This is a genomic window from Streptomyces sp. CLCI03 (assembly GCF_053615355.1).
Genome location: NZ_CM132132.1, coordinates 3,838,675 through 3,851,973, shown reverse-complemented (window position 1 = coordinate 3,851,973; position 13,299 = coordinate 3,838,675). Strand labels below are relative to the sequence as shown.

14 protein-coding genes are annotated in these 13,299 nt (G+C 72.0%); 11 read left to right on the top strand and 3 right to left on the bottom strand.

Features of this window, described 5'->3' with window-relative positions:
* Positions 1-116 precede the first annotated feature (116 nt).
* The 3 genes from ACWG52_RS17670 (at position 117) to ACWG52_RS17660 (ending at position 3,050) form a co-directional block, all read left to right on the top strand.
* Positions 117-1,478 carry an aspartate aminotransferase family protein gene (locus ACWG52_RS17670; RefSeq protein ID WP_389803777.1) on the top strand — a complete coding sequence of 454 codons (1,362 nt, stop codon included), beginning with the start codon at positions 117-119 and terminating at the stop codon, positions 1,476-1,478.
* Positions 1,479-1,647: 169 nt separating this feature from the next.
* The gene (locus tag ACWG52_RS17665; RefSeq protein WP_375943222.1) at positions 1,648-2,313 is read left to right on the top strand and encodes a GntR family transcriptional regulator; all 666 of its coding nucleotides are present in this window, start codon (positions 1,648-1,650) and stop codon (positions 2,311-2,313) included.
* Between the two features lie 86 nt (positions 2,314-2,399).
* On the top strand, positions 2,400-3,050 hold the full coding sequence (locus ACWG52_RS17660; RefSeq protein WP_109779058.1) for a hypothetical protein: 651 nt from the start codon (positions 2,400-2,402) through the stop codon (positions 3,048-3,050).
* Between the two features lie 112 nt (positions 3,051-3,162).
* Here ACWG52_RS17660 and ACWG52_RS17655 read toward each other — a convergent pair whose 3' ends face one another.
* A complete protein-coding gene (locus ACWG52_RS17655; RefSeq protein WP_390166524.1) occupies positions 3,163-3,909 on the bottom strand; it encodes an SLATT domain-containing protein in 747 nt (248 codons plus the stop codon).
* 269 nt (positions 3,910-4,178) lie between these two features.
* On the opposite strand from ACWG52_RS17655, the gene ACWG52_RS17650 reads away from it, so the two are divergent.
* The 7 genes from ACWG52_RS17650 (at position 4,179) to ACWG52_RS17620 (ending at position 10,338) form a co-directional block, all read left to right on the top strand.
* Positions 4,179-4,523, top strand: a complete 345-nt coding sequence (locus ACWG52_RS17650; protein ID WP_389804902.1) for a YbaB/EbfC family nucleoid-associated protein — start codon at positions 4,179-4,181, stop codon at positions 4,521-4,523.
* 36 nt (positions 4,524-4,559) lie between these two features.
* The gene (gene recR / locus ACWG52_RS17645; protein ID WP_030010802.1) at positions 4,560-5,159 is read left to right on the top strand and encodes a recombination mediator RecR; all 600 of its coding nucleotides are present in this window, start codon (positions 4,560-4,562) and stop codon (positions 5,157-5,159) included.
* Complete coding sequence (locus ACWG52_RS17640) at positions 5,152-5,799, top strand: DUF5063 domain-containing protein (protein WP_389803770.1); 648 nt, start codon at positions 5,152-5,154, stop codon at positions 5,797-5,799. The genes recR and ACWG52_RS17640 overlap by 8 nt, the downstream gene beginning before the upstream one ends.
* Before the next feature lie 146 nt (positions 5,800-5,945).
* Positions 5,946-7,220: an aspartate kinase gene (locus tag ACWG52_RS17635; RefSeq protein WP_030755832.1), complete on the top strand. Its 1,275-nt coding sequence runs from the start codon at positions 5,946-5,948 to the stop codon at positions 7,218-7,220.
* Entirely contained in the window at positions 7,217-8,290 is a 1,074-nt protein-coding gene (locus ACWG52_RS17630) for an aspartate-semialdehyde dehydrogenase (protein WP_389803766.1), read from the top strand. The genes ACWG52_RS17635 and ACWG52_RS17630 overlap by 4 nt, the downstream gene beginning before the upstream one ends.
* A gap of 222 nt (positions 8,291-8,512) precedes the next feature.
* A complete protein-coding gene (locus tag ACWG52_RS17625) occupies positions 8,513-9,256 on the top strand; it encodes a SigE family RNA polymerase sigma factor (RefSeq protein WP_389804900.1) in 744 nt (247 codons plus the stop codon).
* Positions 9,253-10,338, top strand: a complete 1,086-nt coding sequence (locus ACWG52_RS17620) for a hypothetical protein (RefSeq protein ID WP_453128986.1) — start codon at positions 9,253-9,255, stop codon at positions 10,336-10,338. The genes ACWG52_RS17625 and ACWG52_RS17620 overlap by 4 nt, the downstream gene beginning before the upstream one ends.
* Before the next feature lie 58 nt (positions 10,339-10,396).
* On the opposite strand, the gene ACWG52_RS17615 is transcribed toward ACWG52_RS17620, so the two are convergent.
* Together ACWG52_RS17615 and ACWG52_RS17610 are read right to left on the bottom strand one after the other, a co-directional pair.
* Positions 10,397-11,161: an SURF1 family protein gene (locus ACWG52_RS17615; protein WP_389803760.1), complete on the bottom strand. Its 765-nt coding sequence runs from the start codon at positions 11,159-11,161 to the stop codon at positions 10,397-10,399.
* 43 nt (positions 11,162-11,204) lie between these two features.
* Positions 11,205-13,010 carry a S9 family peptidase gene (locus tag ACWG52_RS17610; RefSeq protein WP_390139505.1) on the bottom strand — a complete coding sequence of 602 codons (1,806 nt, stop codon included), beginning with the start codon at positions 13,008-13,010 and terminating at the stop codon, positions 11,205-11,207.
* 97 nt (positions 13,011-13,107) lie between these two features.
* On the opposite strand from ACWG52_RS17610, the gene ACWG52_RS17605 reads away from it, so the two are divergent.
* Entirely contained in the window at positions 13,108-13,275 is a 168-nt protein-coding gene (locus tag ACWG52_RS17605; RefSeq protein WP_161288250.1) for a hypothetical protein, read from the top strand.
* Positions 13,276-13,299: the final 24 nt, after the last annotated feature.

Genomic DNA, 13,299 nt, shown 5'->3' with positions numbered 1-13,299 from the left:
TGTCAATCCCGCGAGGGGGCTCCGCGCCCCGCGCAGACAGACTGCCGAGAGTGGCCCCCCACCCCCATACAGTCCGCCGATATCCCGCCCCACCTGCGCACTTCTAGCGTGACGACATGACCCCTCATGTCGCCTCGCACACCCTTGCCGCCGTGAAGGACGCAGATCGGAAGCACGTCTTCCACTCCTGGTCCGCCCAGGCCCTGATCGACCCCCTCGCCGTCGCCGGGGCCGAGGGGTCGTACTTCTGGGACTACGAAGGCAACCGGTTCCTCGACTTCTCCTCCCAGCTGGTCAACACCAACATCGGCCACCAGCACCCCAAGGTCGTCGCCGCGATCCAGGAGCAGGCCGCCCGGCTCTGCACCCTCGCGCCCGGCTTCGCCGTCGACGTCCGCTCCGAGGCCGCACGCCTCATCGCCGAGCGGACCCCGGGCGACCTGGACAAGATCTTCTTCACCAACGGCGGCGCCGAGGCCGTCGAGAACGCCGTCCGCATGGCCCGGCTGCACACCGGCCGCGCCAAGGTGCTCTCCACCTACCGCTCCTACCACGGGGCCACCGCCGCCGCGATCAACCTGACCGGCGACCCGCGCCGCTGGCCCTCCGACACGGCCGCCGCCGGCGTCGTGCACTTCTGGGGCCCGTACCTCTACCGCTCCGCCTTCCACGCCACCACCGAGGCCGAGGAGTGCGCCCGCGCGCTCGCCCACCTCGCCGACACCATCGCCTTCGAGGGGCCGCAGACCATCGCGGCGATCATCCTGGAGAGCGTGCCCGGCACCGCCGGCATCATGACCCCGCCCCCCGGCTACCTCGCGGGCGTGCGCGAGCTCTGCGACCGCCACGGCATCGTCTTCATCCTGGACGAGGTCATGTCGGGCTTCGGCCGTACCGGCAAGTGGTTCGCCGCCGACCACTGGGACGTCACCCCCGACCTGATCACCTTCGCCAAGGGCGTCAACAGCGGCTACGTCCCGCTCGGCGGCGTGGCCATCTCGGCCGCCATCGCCGAGACCTTCGCCACCCGCCCCTACCCGGGCGGCCTGACGTACTCCGGCCACCCCCTGGCCTGCGCCGCCGCCGTCGCGACCATCAACACGATGGAGGAGGAGGGCATCGTCGAGCACGCCGCCCACCTCGGCGAGAACGTGATCGGCCCGGCGCTCGCCGAGATCGCCGAGCGTCACCCCTCGGTCGGCGAGGTCCGCGGACTGGGCGCCTTCTGGGCCCTGGAACTCGTCCGGGACAAGGAGACGCGCGAGCCGCTCGTGCCGTACAACGCGGCGGGCGCGGACAACGCGCCGATGGCCGAGTTCGCGGCCGCCTGCAAGGCGTCGGGCCTGTGGCCCTTCGTGAACATGAACCGGACCCACGTGGTCCCGCCCTGCAACGTCACGGAGGCGGAGGCCAAGGAGGGCCTGGCCCTGCTGGACGAGGCGCTGACGGTCGCCGACCGCCACACCACGGCCGGCTAGGCCCGCACCGGCCCCCGCACGGGCCCCGCACCCGCCCCCCATGTCCGGCATCCGACACCCGCCCCGCACGGCGGGTGCGGATGTCGGATATCGGTTGGCTACCGATCGGTTTTCAGCCGCGTCGTCTGGCCTATGGTGTCCGAAGCTCTACGACAGGAGACGGACCCCTATGCCAGGCAGCGGAGCTGTCACCCGCAACACACTTCGCCAGCAGATCGCGGACGCGCTGCGTGACGAGGTGCTCGCGGGACGCCTGCCTCCGGGGACCGAGTTCACCGTCAAGCAGATCGCCGAGCAGTACGAGGTCTCCGCCACCCCGGTGCGCGAGGCGCTCGTGGACCTCTCCGCCCAAGGGCTGCTCGAACTGGTCCAGCACCGCGGCTTCCGCGTGCGGATCTTCTCCGTGGACGACTTCCGGGGCATGATCGAGGCCCGTGCGCTCGTCGTGGACGGGATCTTCCGCCGCCTCGCCGAGCGCGGCACCGCCCCCGGCTCCGGCGAGCTGCTGGTGTCGGTGCGCCGCCGGGGCGAGGAGGCCCGCCGGGCCGCGCAGAGCGGCTCGCTCGAAGTGCTGATCGGCTACGACCTGCGCTTCTGGCGGGAGCTGAGCGGGCTGGTCGCCAACACCTACATCTCCGAGTTCCTGCACCGCATCCGCGTGCAGTGCTGGGTCTTCGCCGTCCCCCACCTCCAGCGCGAGCCGCAACTGCGGGCGGCGCTGTGGGACGGCCACAGCGAGCTGGTGGACGCCGTGACGCTCGCCGACGCCGACGCGGTGCGCGGCATCGTGCGCGGCTACAACGAGCACGCGCTGGCCTGGGCCGCCCGCCTCTGAGGCCCGAGGTTCTGCGCACCCCTTCGCGGAGGGTGTCCGGCCCACTACGCTGGCCGGATCGGCGGCATCGACTGATCGGAGGCCGAGTGGCCTGTGACCTGTGGCTGGTCCCCCTTGTCGACGTGCTGTGCCACAGCCCCGACAACCCCTTCGCGGAAGAGATCGCCTCGTACGACAGGGCGCTGGGTGCGGCCGGACTGCCGTCCGTGCCCGTCTTCGCCTACATGCCGGGCCTGAGCGGAGATGTCGCCCCGGTCGCCGGCTTCGACTACGACGCCCTGCATTTCCTGAGGCGTGCGTACATGCTCCAGCTCTGCGGGCTGCCCGTGACCCCGGTGGACGAGCTGGGCGGGGACTACGAGCAGCTGCTGGAGATGTTCGAGCCCACGGCCCAGCAGTCGCACCTGGTCTGGCACTACGACCACGCGGGAGCCTATGTCCCGGTGGACTTCGCGGCTCCGCTGGCGAACGAGGAGCTGCTGGCCGGGGGCGGGCCGCTGGGGTCCGCACAGGGGCTGCTGCGGGAGCTGCTGTTCGTGGCCCCCGCCATCGGGATAGACCCGGGGAACCCGCCCGCCGCACCGGCGCCGCCGGGGCGGCCGACGCTGCTGGAGGAGCCGGCGGGGCCGATCCCGTACGACGACAGCCCCTTCGCCCGGGAACGGCACGTGTGGCTGGGACTGCACGCGGCCGCGACGCGGAGCCTCGGCCAAGGTTCGATGATCATCTTCAGCTGAGGTGGCGACCGTCTCCGGTGGGCGGGGTACGGGTCCGCCGCGCGGATCCGGCCCCGCCGTCGTCCCGGCGAGGCTCCCCGCCCCGTCCCGGCCCGACCGCTCCCCGTCCGTCTCAGCGCGGCTGCTCCGGCGGCCGCTGCCGGGGCATGTTCGGTCTGGTGCCCGGTGGCAGCGGGAAGCGGGCGGGCGGGACGTTCGCGTCCGGGCGCCCCCCGGAGGCCCCCAGCGACTGCATCACCAGCGGCGCGGGCCCGGCCCGGAACTCCACCATCCAGTCCGCCGTCTCCGAGCGCACCAGCTCGGTGATGTCCTCGGAGAAACGGCGCAGCACGGTCAGGCACCGCTCCGCGGCCTCGCCGGCGGTGCCCTCGGTGGGGCCGAGCACCTCGCGAACGTTCTCCGAGGCCCAGTCGAACTGGAGGGTCTGCAGCCGGCGCTGCACCGCCTGGGCCGTGGCCACGTCCCGCATCCACCCGGACGTCAGCCCGAAGAACCGGTCGCACGCCAGCGCGGCAGCGCCCAGCAGCAGCGCGAGGTACCCGTACGTGGAGGCGCCCGGGATCGAGCCCGTCAGTTCCAGCAACGGCATCGAGGCGCCCGTGACGGCGCCCACGGCCGCCCCGGCGCGCAGCACGCGCGCACCGCGCCGCTTCCACGCGCGGTCGGACAGGTACCACTCGGCGGTGCGCAGCGCGTCGGCCTCGACCCGCCGGTAGAGCTCGTCGAGCCGCTCGGCGGGCTCGCCCCAGTCCCCGAGGGGGAACGGCCGGCCGGTCAGATCGCCCGCCGCCATCGGTCCGCCGCCTTCCTCCCGGGGATCCCGGGGTGGCCCCTCGGGCTGCATCTCCGGCTGGCTCACCCGGCACTCCCTCTGCCTGCGCTGACGTGTGGTGGTGCGCGTGTGCGCAATGATGCGCATGCTCTTCCTACCTTCGAATGACGGGCGATGGGCGACGATTCCCGGGAATTCCGCCCGCAAGGAGGTCTCCAGCAGGTACGCGTACGCCCCGTCTCTCACTCGAAAGAGTTGGTCCTCACGGCGTAGGGCGCGGCGCCCGGGGAGCACGTAGGCTCGGATTGACCAGCGTTCCGAAGGTCTCGACGTACGACGTATGGAGTGAGTGCCCTGTGATTCCCGGTGGTGGCCAGCCCAACATGCAGCAGCTGCTCCAGCAGGCCCAGAAGATGCAGCAGGATCTCGCGGCCGCGCAGGAGGAGCTCGCCCGGACCGAGGTCGAGGGCCAGGCCGGAGGCGGTCTGGTGAAGGCGACCGTCACCGGATCCGGCGAGCTGCGCGCCCTGGTGATCGACCCGAAGGCCGTCGATCCCGAGGACACGGAGACGCTCGCCGACCTGGTGGTCGCCGCGGTGCAGGCGGCCAACGAGAATGCGCAGACGCTCCAGCAGCAGAAGCTGGGCCCGCTGGCCCAGAGCATGGGCGGCGGCAGCGGTATCCCCGGCCTCCCGTTCTAGCCCCTCCATCCCTACCCGACGAAAGAAGGCAGTCCGTTGTACGAAGGCGTGGTTCAGGACCTGATCGACGAACTGGGCAGGCTGCCCGGCGTCGGGCCCAAGAGCGCGCAGCGGATCGCCTTCCACATCCTGCAGGCCGAGCCCACCGACGTCCGCCGCCTCGCGCACGCGCTGCTGGAGGTCAAGGACAAGGTCCGGTTCTGCGCGGTGTGCGGGAACGTGGCGCAGGAGGAGCGGTGCGGCATCTGCCGCGACCCGCGCCGGGACACCACGGTCATCTGTGTCGTCGAGGAGCCGAAGGACGTCGTCGCCATCGAGCGGACGCGCGAGTTCCGGGGGAAGTACCACGTCCTCGGTGGCGCGATCAGTCCGATCGAGGGCGTCGGCCCGGACGACCTGCGCATCCGCGAGCTGCTGGCTCGCCTGGCGGACGGTGAGGTGACCGAGCTGATCCTGGCCACCGACCCGAACCTGGAGGGCGAGGCCACCGCCACCTACCTCGCCCGCATGATCAAGCCCATGGGCCTGAAGGTCACCCGCCTGGCCAGCGGGCTCCCCGTCGGGGGAGATCTGGAGTACGCGGACGAGGTCACGCTCGGGCGGGCCTTTGAAGGAAGGCGACTTCTCGATGTCTGACGCAACGCTGCACGCCCTGGGACAGGATCCGGACGACTTCGCCGCCTCGATCTCGGACCAGATCGAGTCCTTCATCGTCGCGGTCACCGAGGTGGCCAAGGGCGAGGACCCGGACAGCGCGGTGCCCTTCCTCCTCCTGGAGGTGTCCCAGCTGCTGCTGGCGGGCGGCCGGCTGGGCGCGTACCAGGACGTACTGCCCGACGAGCGCTACGAGCCCGACCTGGGCCCGGAGCCGGACGTGGACGACCTGCGCGAGCGCTTCGCGGTCATGCTGGAGCCGGTCGACGTCTACTCCGAGGTCTTCGACCCGTACGAGCCGCGCAAGGCCCCGGTCGCCCACCGGATCTCGGACGACCTCGCCGACGTGGTCGCCGACCTGCGGCACGGACTCATCCACCACCAGGCCGGTCGGGTCACCGAGGCGCTGTGGTGGTGGCAGTTCTCGTACTTCACCAACTGGGGTCCGACGGCCTCGGCGACCCTGCGCGCACTGCAGTCGCTGATCGCCCACGTCCGCCTCGACCAGCCACTCGCCGCCCTGGACGGCCTGGACACGGACGAGGACCTGACCGAGGAGGACCTCGCGGAACAGGCCGGACAGGTGATGGCCGAGGAACTCGGCGGACTCGGCCGTACCTGAGCGCGTGAGCGCGTGGGCGAAACGCGGCGGCCGGACAGGGAACTCATTCTCTGATCTTCTCGTCTCATGATGTGGTACGAGGCGGTCGGATCCCGGTCGCTCGTTACACTGCACCAGCAATGAGACGGACTGAGCGAGGAGCGCACGTGGGCCTTGTCGTGCAGAAGTACGGAGGCTCCTCCGTAGCCGATGCCGAGGGCATCAAGCGTGTTGCCAAGCGGATCGTGGATGCCAAGAAGAACGGCCACCAGGTGGTCGTCGTGGTTTCCGCGATGGGCGACACGACGGACGAGCTGATCGATCTCGCCGAGCAGGTATCTCCGATGCCTGCGGGGCGTGAGTTCGACATGCTGCTGACCGCCGGAGAGCGGATCTCCATGGCCCTGCTGGCCATGGCGATCAAAAACCTGGGCCACGAGGCCCAGTCGTTCACCGGTAGCCAGGCAGGCGTGATCACCGACTCGGTCCACAACAAAGCGCGCATCATCGATGTCACGCCGGGCCGTATCCGCACCGCGCTGGACGAGGGCAACATCGCCATCGTCGCCGGCTTCCAGGGCGTGTCCGCGGACTCCAAGGACATCACCACCCTCGGCCGGGGCGGCTCGGACACCACGGCCGTCGCGCTCGCCGCGGCCCTGGACGCCGAGGTCTGCGAGATCTACACCGACGTCGACGGCGTCTTCACCGCGGACCCCCGCGTCGTGAAGAAGGCCAAGAAGATCGACTGGATCTCCTCCGAGGACATGCTGGAGCTCGCGGCCTCCGGTTCCAAGGTGCTGCTGCACCGCTGCGTCGAGTACGCGCGCCGCTACAACATCCCGATCCACGTCCGCTCGTCCTTCTCCGGACTGCCGGGCACCTGGGTCAGCAACGAGAATCCGCAAGGGGACGCGCAGGTGGAGCACGCCATCATCTCCGGAGTCGCGCACGACGTCTCCGAAGCCAAGATCACGGTCGTCGGTGTCCCGGACAAGCCGGGCGAGGCCGCGGCGATCTTCCGTGCCATCGCGGACGCCGAGATCAACATCGACATGATCGTGCAGAACGTGTCCGCGGCCTCCACGGGCCTCACGGACATCTCCTTCACCCTCCCCAAGGCCGAGGGCCACAAGGCCATCGAGGCGCTGGAGAAGGCGAAGGGCGCCATCGGCTTCGACTCCCTGCGCTACGACGACCAGATCGGCAAGATCTCCCTGGTCGGCGCGGGCATGAAGACGAACCCGGGCGTCACCGCCTCCTTCTTCCAGGCGCTGTCCGACGCGGGCGTGAACATCGAGCTGATCTCGACCTCCGAGATCCGCATCTCGGTCGTCACCCGCCAGGACGACGTCAACGAGGCCGTCCGCGCCGTGCACACGGCCTTCGGCCTCGACTCCGACAGCGCCGAAGCCGTCGTCTACGGCGGCACCGGACGATGACCCGCACCCGGTCCTCCGGCCCGGCACTCGCCGTGGTCGGGGCGACCGGAGCAGTCGGGTCGGTCCTGCTCCAGATGCTGTCCCAGCGGGCGGACGTCTGGGGCGAGATCCGCCTGATCGCCTCCGCGCGCTCGGCCGGCCGCATGCTGGTCGTCCGCGCGGAGGAGACCGAGGTGATCGCCCTCACCGAGGACGCCTTCGACGGCCTCGGACCGGGCGACGTCGCCCTCTTCCTCACCCCGGCCGAGGTGTCGGCCCGGTGGGCCCCCGTGGTCACCACGCGCGGCGCGGTCGTCATCGACCTGTCCGCCGCCTTCCGGGAGGACCCCGAGGTCCCGCTGGTGGTGCCCGAGGTCAACGGGCACGCCGTACGGATCCGGCCGCGCGGGATCGTCGCCGGCCCGGACTGCGTGACCGCCACCATGGTCGCGGCCCTGGGCGCGCTGCATTCCGAGTACGCGCTGCGCGACCTGGTCGTGTCCTCGTACCAGGCCGCGAGCGCCGTCGGGCGGGCCGGCTCCGAGACGCTGCGCCGCCAGCAGTCGCTGGTCGCCGGGACCTCCCTCGGCGAGCAGCCCGGGGACGTACGACGCGCCGTCGGCGAGGACACCGGTCCCTTCGCGGCCCCGCTCGCCCTCAACGTCGTGCCCTGGTCCGGTGAGCTGCGCGCGGACGGCTGGTCCTCGCACGAACTGGCGGTACGCGGCGAGACGCGCCGGATCCTGCAGCTGGAGCAGCTCCCGGTGTCGGTGACCTGTGTCCAGGTGCCGGTGCTGACGGGGCATTCGCTGACCGTGCGGGCCCGCTTCGAGCGCGAGGTGGAGGCCGTGCACGCCCGGGAGATCCTGGAGGCCGCGCCCGGCGTGGTCCTCGTGGACGACCCCGCGGCCGGGGAGTTCCCCACGCCTGTGGACGCCGCCGGGACGGATCCCGCCTGGGTGGGCCGGGTGCGGGTCTCGCTCGACGATCCTTACGCCTTGGAGTTCTTCGTGTGCGCGGACAATCTCCGCAAGGGCGCAGCGCTGAATGCCACACAGATCGCGGAACTGATCGCAGGTGAATTTGCGTAATTCGCTTTGTAGGATCGGTGCTGATCCCTTGATCAAGGTGATGGCCCGACTGCCGTCTCGATAAAGACGGGGCAATCGGGAAGAGCGGGTACGCATGAGGGCAAGAGGGATTTTGCTGGTGAGGATGCCTCGCGCGTACAACCCTGATGGGGGGACGCGTGTCCAACCGGCGTGGCAGACACACTGCTCGAACCGGCCGTCCGTCCGGCGCAGATCGGGATCATCCCGTCCCGCCGCGGTCTTCGTGCGTCCGGCGGCGGTTTCCCCGTGATCGTGCCCGTTCCGCCGGTGGGGCCGACAGAGGCGCCCGTACGCACGGCCGTGACGATCCGGGGCGGCCTCGTGCCCGCGCCGCGCGACAGCGCTGAGACGGACGGGAGCGGCAAGAGCGAGGCGGAGAAGGCCGAGACGGCCGAGAAGCCGGAGACGGCCGAGTCGGCTGAGGCGGCCGTTCCCGCCGAGGTGGTGGCCGGCACCACCGTCGACCACCTCACCGCGACCTACCAGGCGCACTACCGCTCGCTCCTCGGCCTGGCCGCGCTGCTCCTCGACGACACCGCCTCCTGCGAGGACGTGGTCCAAGAGGCCTTCATCCGGGTGCACTCCGCCCGGAACCGGGTCCGCGACCGGGAGAAGACGCTGGCGTACCTGCGCCAGACCGTCGTGAACCTCTCGCGGTCCGCCCTGCGTCGCCGCATCCTCGGCCTCAAGCTGCTCTCGAAGCCGATGCCGGACATGGCCAGCGCCGAAGAGGGCGCGTACGACCAGCTGGAGCGGGACGATCTGATCAAGGCGATGCGTGGACTGCAGCGCAGGCAGCGCGAGGTACTGGTGCTGCGCTACTTCGCGGACATGACGGAGTCCCAGGTCGCCGAAACGCTCGGCATATCGCTCGGATCGGTCAAGGCGTACGGATCGCGGGGCATTGCCGCGCTGCGGGTGGCGATGGAGGCTGCGCAGTCATGATGGACGACCACACCCAGCCAAGCGGGACGAGCGGTGAGGAAGAGCTGCGCATCCTCCTGCGCGGGGCCGTCGAGGGCCTGCAGCCCTCCGCGAACGCGCTGGAGCGACTACGGGACGCCGTCCCCGCGCGCCGGACCCGCAACCGCCGGGCGGCCCTCGTCGGCGCCGCCGCGGCCGTGCTGCTCGCCGGGACGACGATCCCGACCGCGCTGCACCTGTCCGCCGCCGAAGAGGCGTCCACCGATCACCCGGCGATGGCCGGGCACGGCTCGGCCACCGGCGACCAGCGCGCCGCACTTCCCTCCGACCCGCACCAGAACGGCTTCGGATCCGTGCCGAGGTCGACCCGGTCCTTCGGCGAGTTGCCGTCCGTGGGCGGGGGCACCGGGCAGCCGAGCGCCACGGCGGGCCCCTCGGTGGAGGGCCTGACGGCAGGCCGGTCGGGCGCCGGGACCTCCGCCGGACCGGCCGGTACCGGAGGCTCGGTGGTCGGCTCGGGCCCGCTGCCGCCGGTGGCGGCCCCGGGAGTGCCCGGATGCGCGGCCGACCAGCTCGGCGTGGTGGGCTCGGCCCGGGCCCCGGAGACCGACGGAAGGGTCTACGGCAGCTTCCGGGTCACCAACGTCTCGGCGCAGGGCTGCACCGTCAGCGGCCAGGACACCGTGACGGCCGCCCCGGCGCCCGGAACGGGGACCGGCGCGGCCTCCGGGGTCTCCGTGGTCGGTCACACGGCCGGAGACCCGGCGAGCGGGCTGCTGCCCGACCCGGCGGCGGCCGCTCCGGCGCTGGTGCTCCCGCCGAACACGGCGTACGAGGTCCGCTTCGCGTGGGTGCCGTCGGGGGAGAGCTGTACGCCGGCGAACCCGGACGCGGGCGGGAAGGCCCCGCAGAGCGACACGGCGGGGGCCACGGGCGGTACGGGAAGCGGAACGAGCACCGAACCGCAGGCGGGCGCGTCCCCGGCCCCGGCCGGTGTGGCCGTCTCGCACACCCCGCAGTCGGGGGCCGCGACCACGCGGACGACGATCCCCGAGGCGTGCGGCGGAACGGTGTACCGGACAGGCGCGATCCCGCTGTCCTAGGGGGCGTGCTCCGGAGCCGGTCCGGGAGGGAGCCGGGGCGTGCTCCCGGACGGCGGGGCTACCGCGCGGCGGGCTCCAGCAGGCCTGCCTCGGCGTCGCGGATGGTCTCCACCTCGCGACGGTAGAGCCGGAACCACATGAAGAGCACGAAGGCGGCGAAGACGAACCACTCGCCGGTGTAGCCGAGGTTCTGGAAGGCCTTCAGGTCGAGCCCGGTGTTGGTCGGTGCCTGCGCCGGCACCGGAATCATCCCGTCCGACGGGGTCTGCACGGTCAGCCAGGCGTCGTACAGGTCGTACGGGACGATGTTGACCAGCGAGGCCGCCCCGATCACCCCGAGCTGCCCGGCCGGCAGCCCGCCCTGGGAGTGGACCCCCTTCGTCCCGGAGTTCTCCGCGGACTGCAGGGCTCCGGAGACCTCGACCCGACCGGTCGGCGGAGCGGGCGCCCTCGCGGGATCCGCCACCCCCGGCAGCCAGCCCCGGACCACCGGGACGGCCTTGCCGGAGTCGGTCTTCAGCAGGGTCAGCACGTAGAACCCGGACTCGCCGTCCAGCCGCCGCTCGGGCACCAGCAGCTGGTCCGCGTACTCCCCGGCCGCCGAAGCCATCCGTCCGGACGTCGTCCTGTCGACCGGAAGCAGCGACTCCAAAGGCGCGGCCACCTGCTCCGCGGGCTGCTGCGCGTTCGCCTCCCGGTGGCTGTCGACGCGGTCCTCGAACCGGCCGAGCTGCCAGGACCCCATGTACAGGCAGAAGGGAACGGCGAGCGCGACGAAGACGTTGATCCCCCACCAGCGCGGGGTCAGGAGAAACCGGTGCACCCCACCACCGTACGGGGGGTGCACCGGTCGCCCTCCCGCAGGGTCAGTGCGGCAGGTGCTTCAGCGCGAACTCCAACTCCATCCGGACCTGCTTGATCCGCTCCTCCACCACCAGCGAACCGTGCCCGGCGTCGTACCGGTACACCTCGTGCACCGCCCCGCGCGCGGCGAGGCGGTCCACGTAGTTGTCGATCTGGCGGATCGGGCAGCGCGGGTCGTTCACCCCGGCCGCGATGTGGACCGGCGCCTTCACGGCGTCCACGTACGTCAGCGGCGAGGACGCCTCGAACCGGTCCGGGACCTCCTCCGGGGTACCGCCGAAGAGGGTGCGGTCCAGCGCCTTCAGCGCCTCCATCTCGTCGTGGTAGGCCGTCACGTAGTCCGCGACCGGTACGGCGGCCAGGCCCACGGCCCAGGCGTCGGGCTGCGTGCCCAGCCCCAGCAGCGTCAGGTACCCGCCCCAGGAACCGCCCGAGAGCACCATGCGCGCAGGGTCCGCGAGGCCCGAGGAGACCGCCCATTCCCGGACCGCCGCGATGTCCTCCAGCTCGATCAGCCCGACCCGGTGCTTGAGGGCGTCGGTCCACTCGCGGCCGTACCCCGTCGAGCCGCGGTAGTTGACCCGCACCACGGCGAAGCCGTGGTCCAGCCAGGCCGCCGGGGTCGACGCGAAGGAGTCGCTGTCGTGCCAGGTCGGCCCGCCGTGGATCTCGAAGATCGTGGGGAAGGGGCCCTCGCCGTGCCCCACCGGCCGCTGCGCCAGCGCGTGGATCCGCCCGCCCGGGCCCTCCACCCACACGTCCTGGACCGGCACCGAACCGGGCGCCCGGAAACCGGGCGGGTCCAGCACGATCCCGCCCGCGGTGGACCGTACCGTCGAGGGCTCGGCGGCCGAGGACCACAGGTACTCCACCGTCCCGTCGGGCCGCGCGGTGGCTCCCGACACCGACCCCGGGGGCGTGTCCACGCGGACGAGCTCCCGCGCCGCCAGGTCGTAGCGCCACAGCTCGCTGCGCGCCTCGAAACTGTGCGCGACCAGCAGGGCGGACCCGTCCGGATACCACTCGGCGCTGACGTCGCCCGGCAGGTCGATCGCCAGCTCCTGCTCGGCGCCGGTGGCCACGTCCCAGACCATCGGCTCCCAGCGGCCGCGCCGCTGGTGACCGACGAGCAGCCGGGTGTCGCCCACGACCGGCGCGAAACCGAGGACCTCCAGGCCCAGCTCCTCGGACCCGCCCCGGGTGTCGTCCAGCTCGGCGACGGTGCTCCCGTCCAGGGCCAGGACGCGCAGGGCCGAGTGCATCGCGTCGCCGTGCTCGGTGTGCTCGACGGCCACCAGGGAGCCGTCGCGGGACAGGTCGCCGACGCCGGCGGACTCCCGGTGCCGGTAGATCACGGTGGGCGCGGAACCGTCCGGCCGGACCACGTGCACGGTCGAGCCGTCCTCGTCGGTGGAGCGGCCCACGACCGCCGTCCCGTCCCGTCCGATGGCCAGCCCGGCGGGGTACGAGGGCTCCAGGCCCGGGGTGGCCGGTTCGTCGGGGCCGCCCGCGAAGGGCTGGCGCACCCAGGTGCCGAACTCGTCGCCGTCGGTGTCGGAGAACCACCAGATCCACTCCCCGTCGGGGGAGAGGGTGCCGTCGGTGGTGCCGTTGGGGCGGTCGGTGGCCTGCCGCTGCTCGCCGGTGGCGCGGTCCCACGCGTAGAGCTCGAAGGTCCCGGTCGCGTTGGAGACGAAGAGCGAACGGTCCGGGGCGTCCTCGGCCCAGTCGGGGAGCCCGACGCGCGGTGCCCGGAACCGCTTCTCCCAGTCGGGCAGGTCGGGGGTCATCTCACTGTCGCTGGTCATGCGCTCCATTGTGGCCGCAGCGCTCCCCGGGATGCCGACCGCCGGGAACGGGCGGAGAGTGGAACGCGTCGGCCGTCCCGTCCGAGGAGGAACGATCATGGCCAAGAAGGCCCGCACCGGCCACCACAGCCACCAGGACTCCGAGCGTGCGCTGGCGAAGAACACGGCAGCCGAGGCCCGCGCCAAAGCGGCGGTCCAGGACATGCACAGCACCGCCGCGAAGACGCGCGGCATGCAGCAGAAGGCCCAGGCCAAGCGCGGCTAGGCCCGCACCGCCGGAGGTCTGTCT

Excerpts from the sequence above, each read along its gene's own strand:
- ACWG52_RS17620 (WP_453128986.1), top strand. The coding sequence starts at position 9,253 with ATGATGGACGACCACACCCAGCCAAGCGGGACGAGCGGTGAGGAAGAG.
- ACWG52_RS17610 (WP_390139505.1), bottom strand. The coding sequence starts at position 13,010 with ATGACCAGCGACAGTGAGATGACCCCCGACCTGCCCGACTGGGAGAAG.
- ACWG52_RS17670 (WP_389803777.1), top strand. The coding sequence starts at position 117 with ATGACCCCTCATGTCGCCTCGCACACCCTTGCCGCCGTGAAGGACGCA.
- ACWG52_RS17630 (WP_389803766.1), top strand. The coding sequence starts at position 7,217 with ATGACCCGCACCCGGTCCTCCGGCCCGGCACTCGCCGTGGTCGGGGCG.
- ACWG52_RS17665 (WP_375943222.1), top strand. The coding sequence starts at position 1,648 with ATGCCAGGCAGCGGAGCTGTCACCCGCAACACACTTCGCCAGCAGATC.
- ACWG52_RS17640 (WP_389803770.1), top strand. The coding sequence starts at position 5,152 with ATGTCTGACGCAACGCTGCACGCCCTGGGACAGGATCCGGACGACTTC.
- ACWG52_RS17605 (WP_161288250.1), top strand. The coding sequence starts at position 13,108 with ATGGCCAAGAAGGCCCGCACCGGCCACCACAGCCACCAGGACTCCGAG.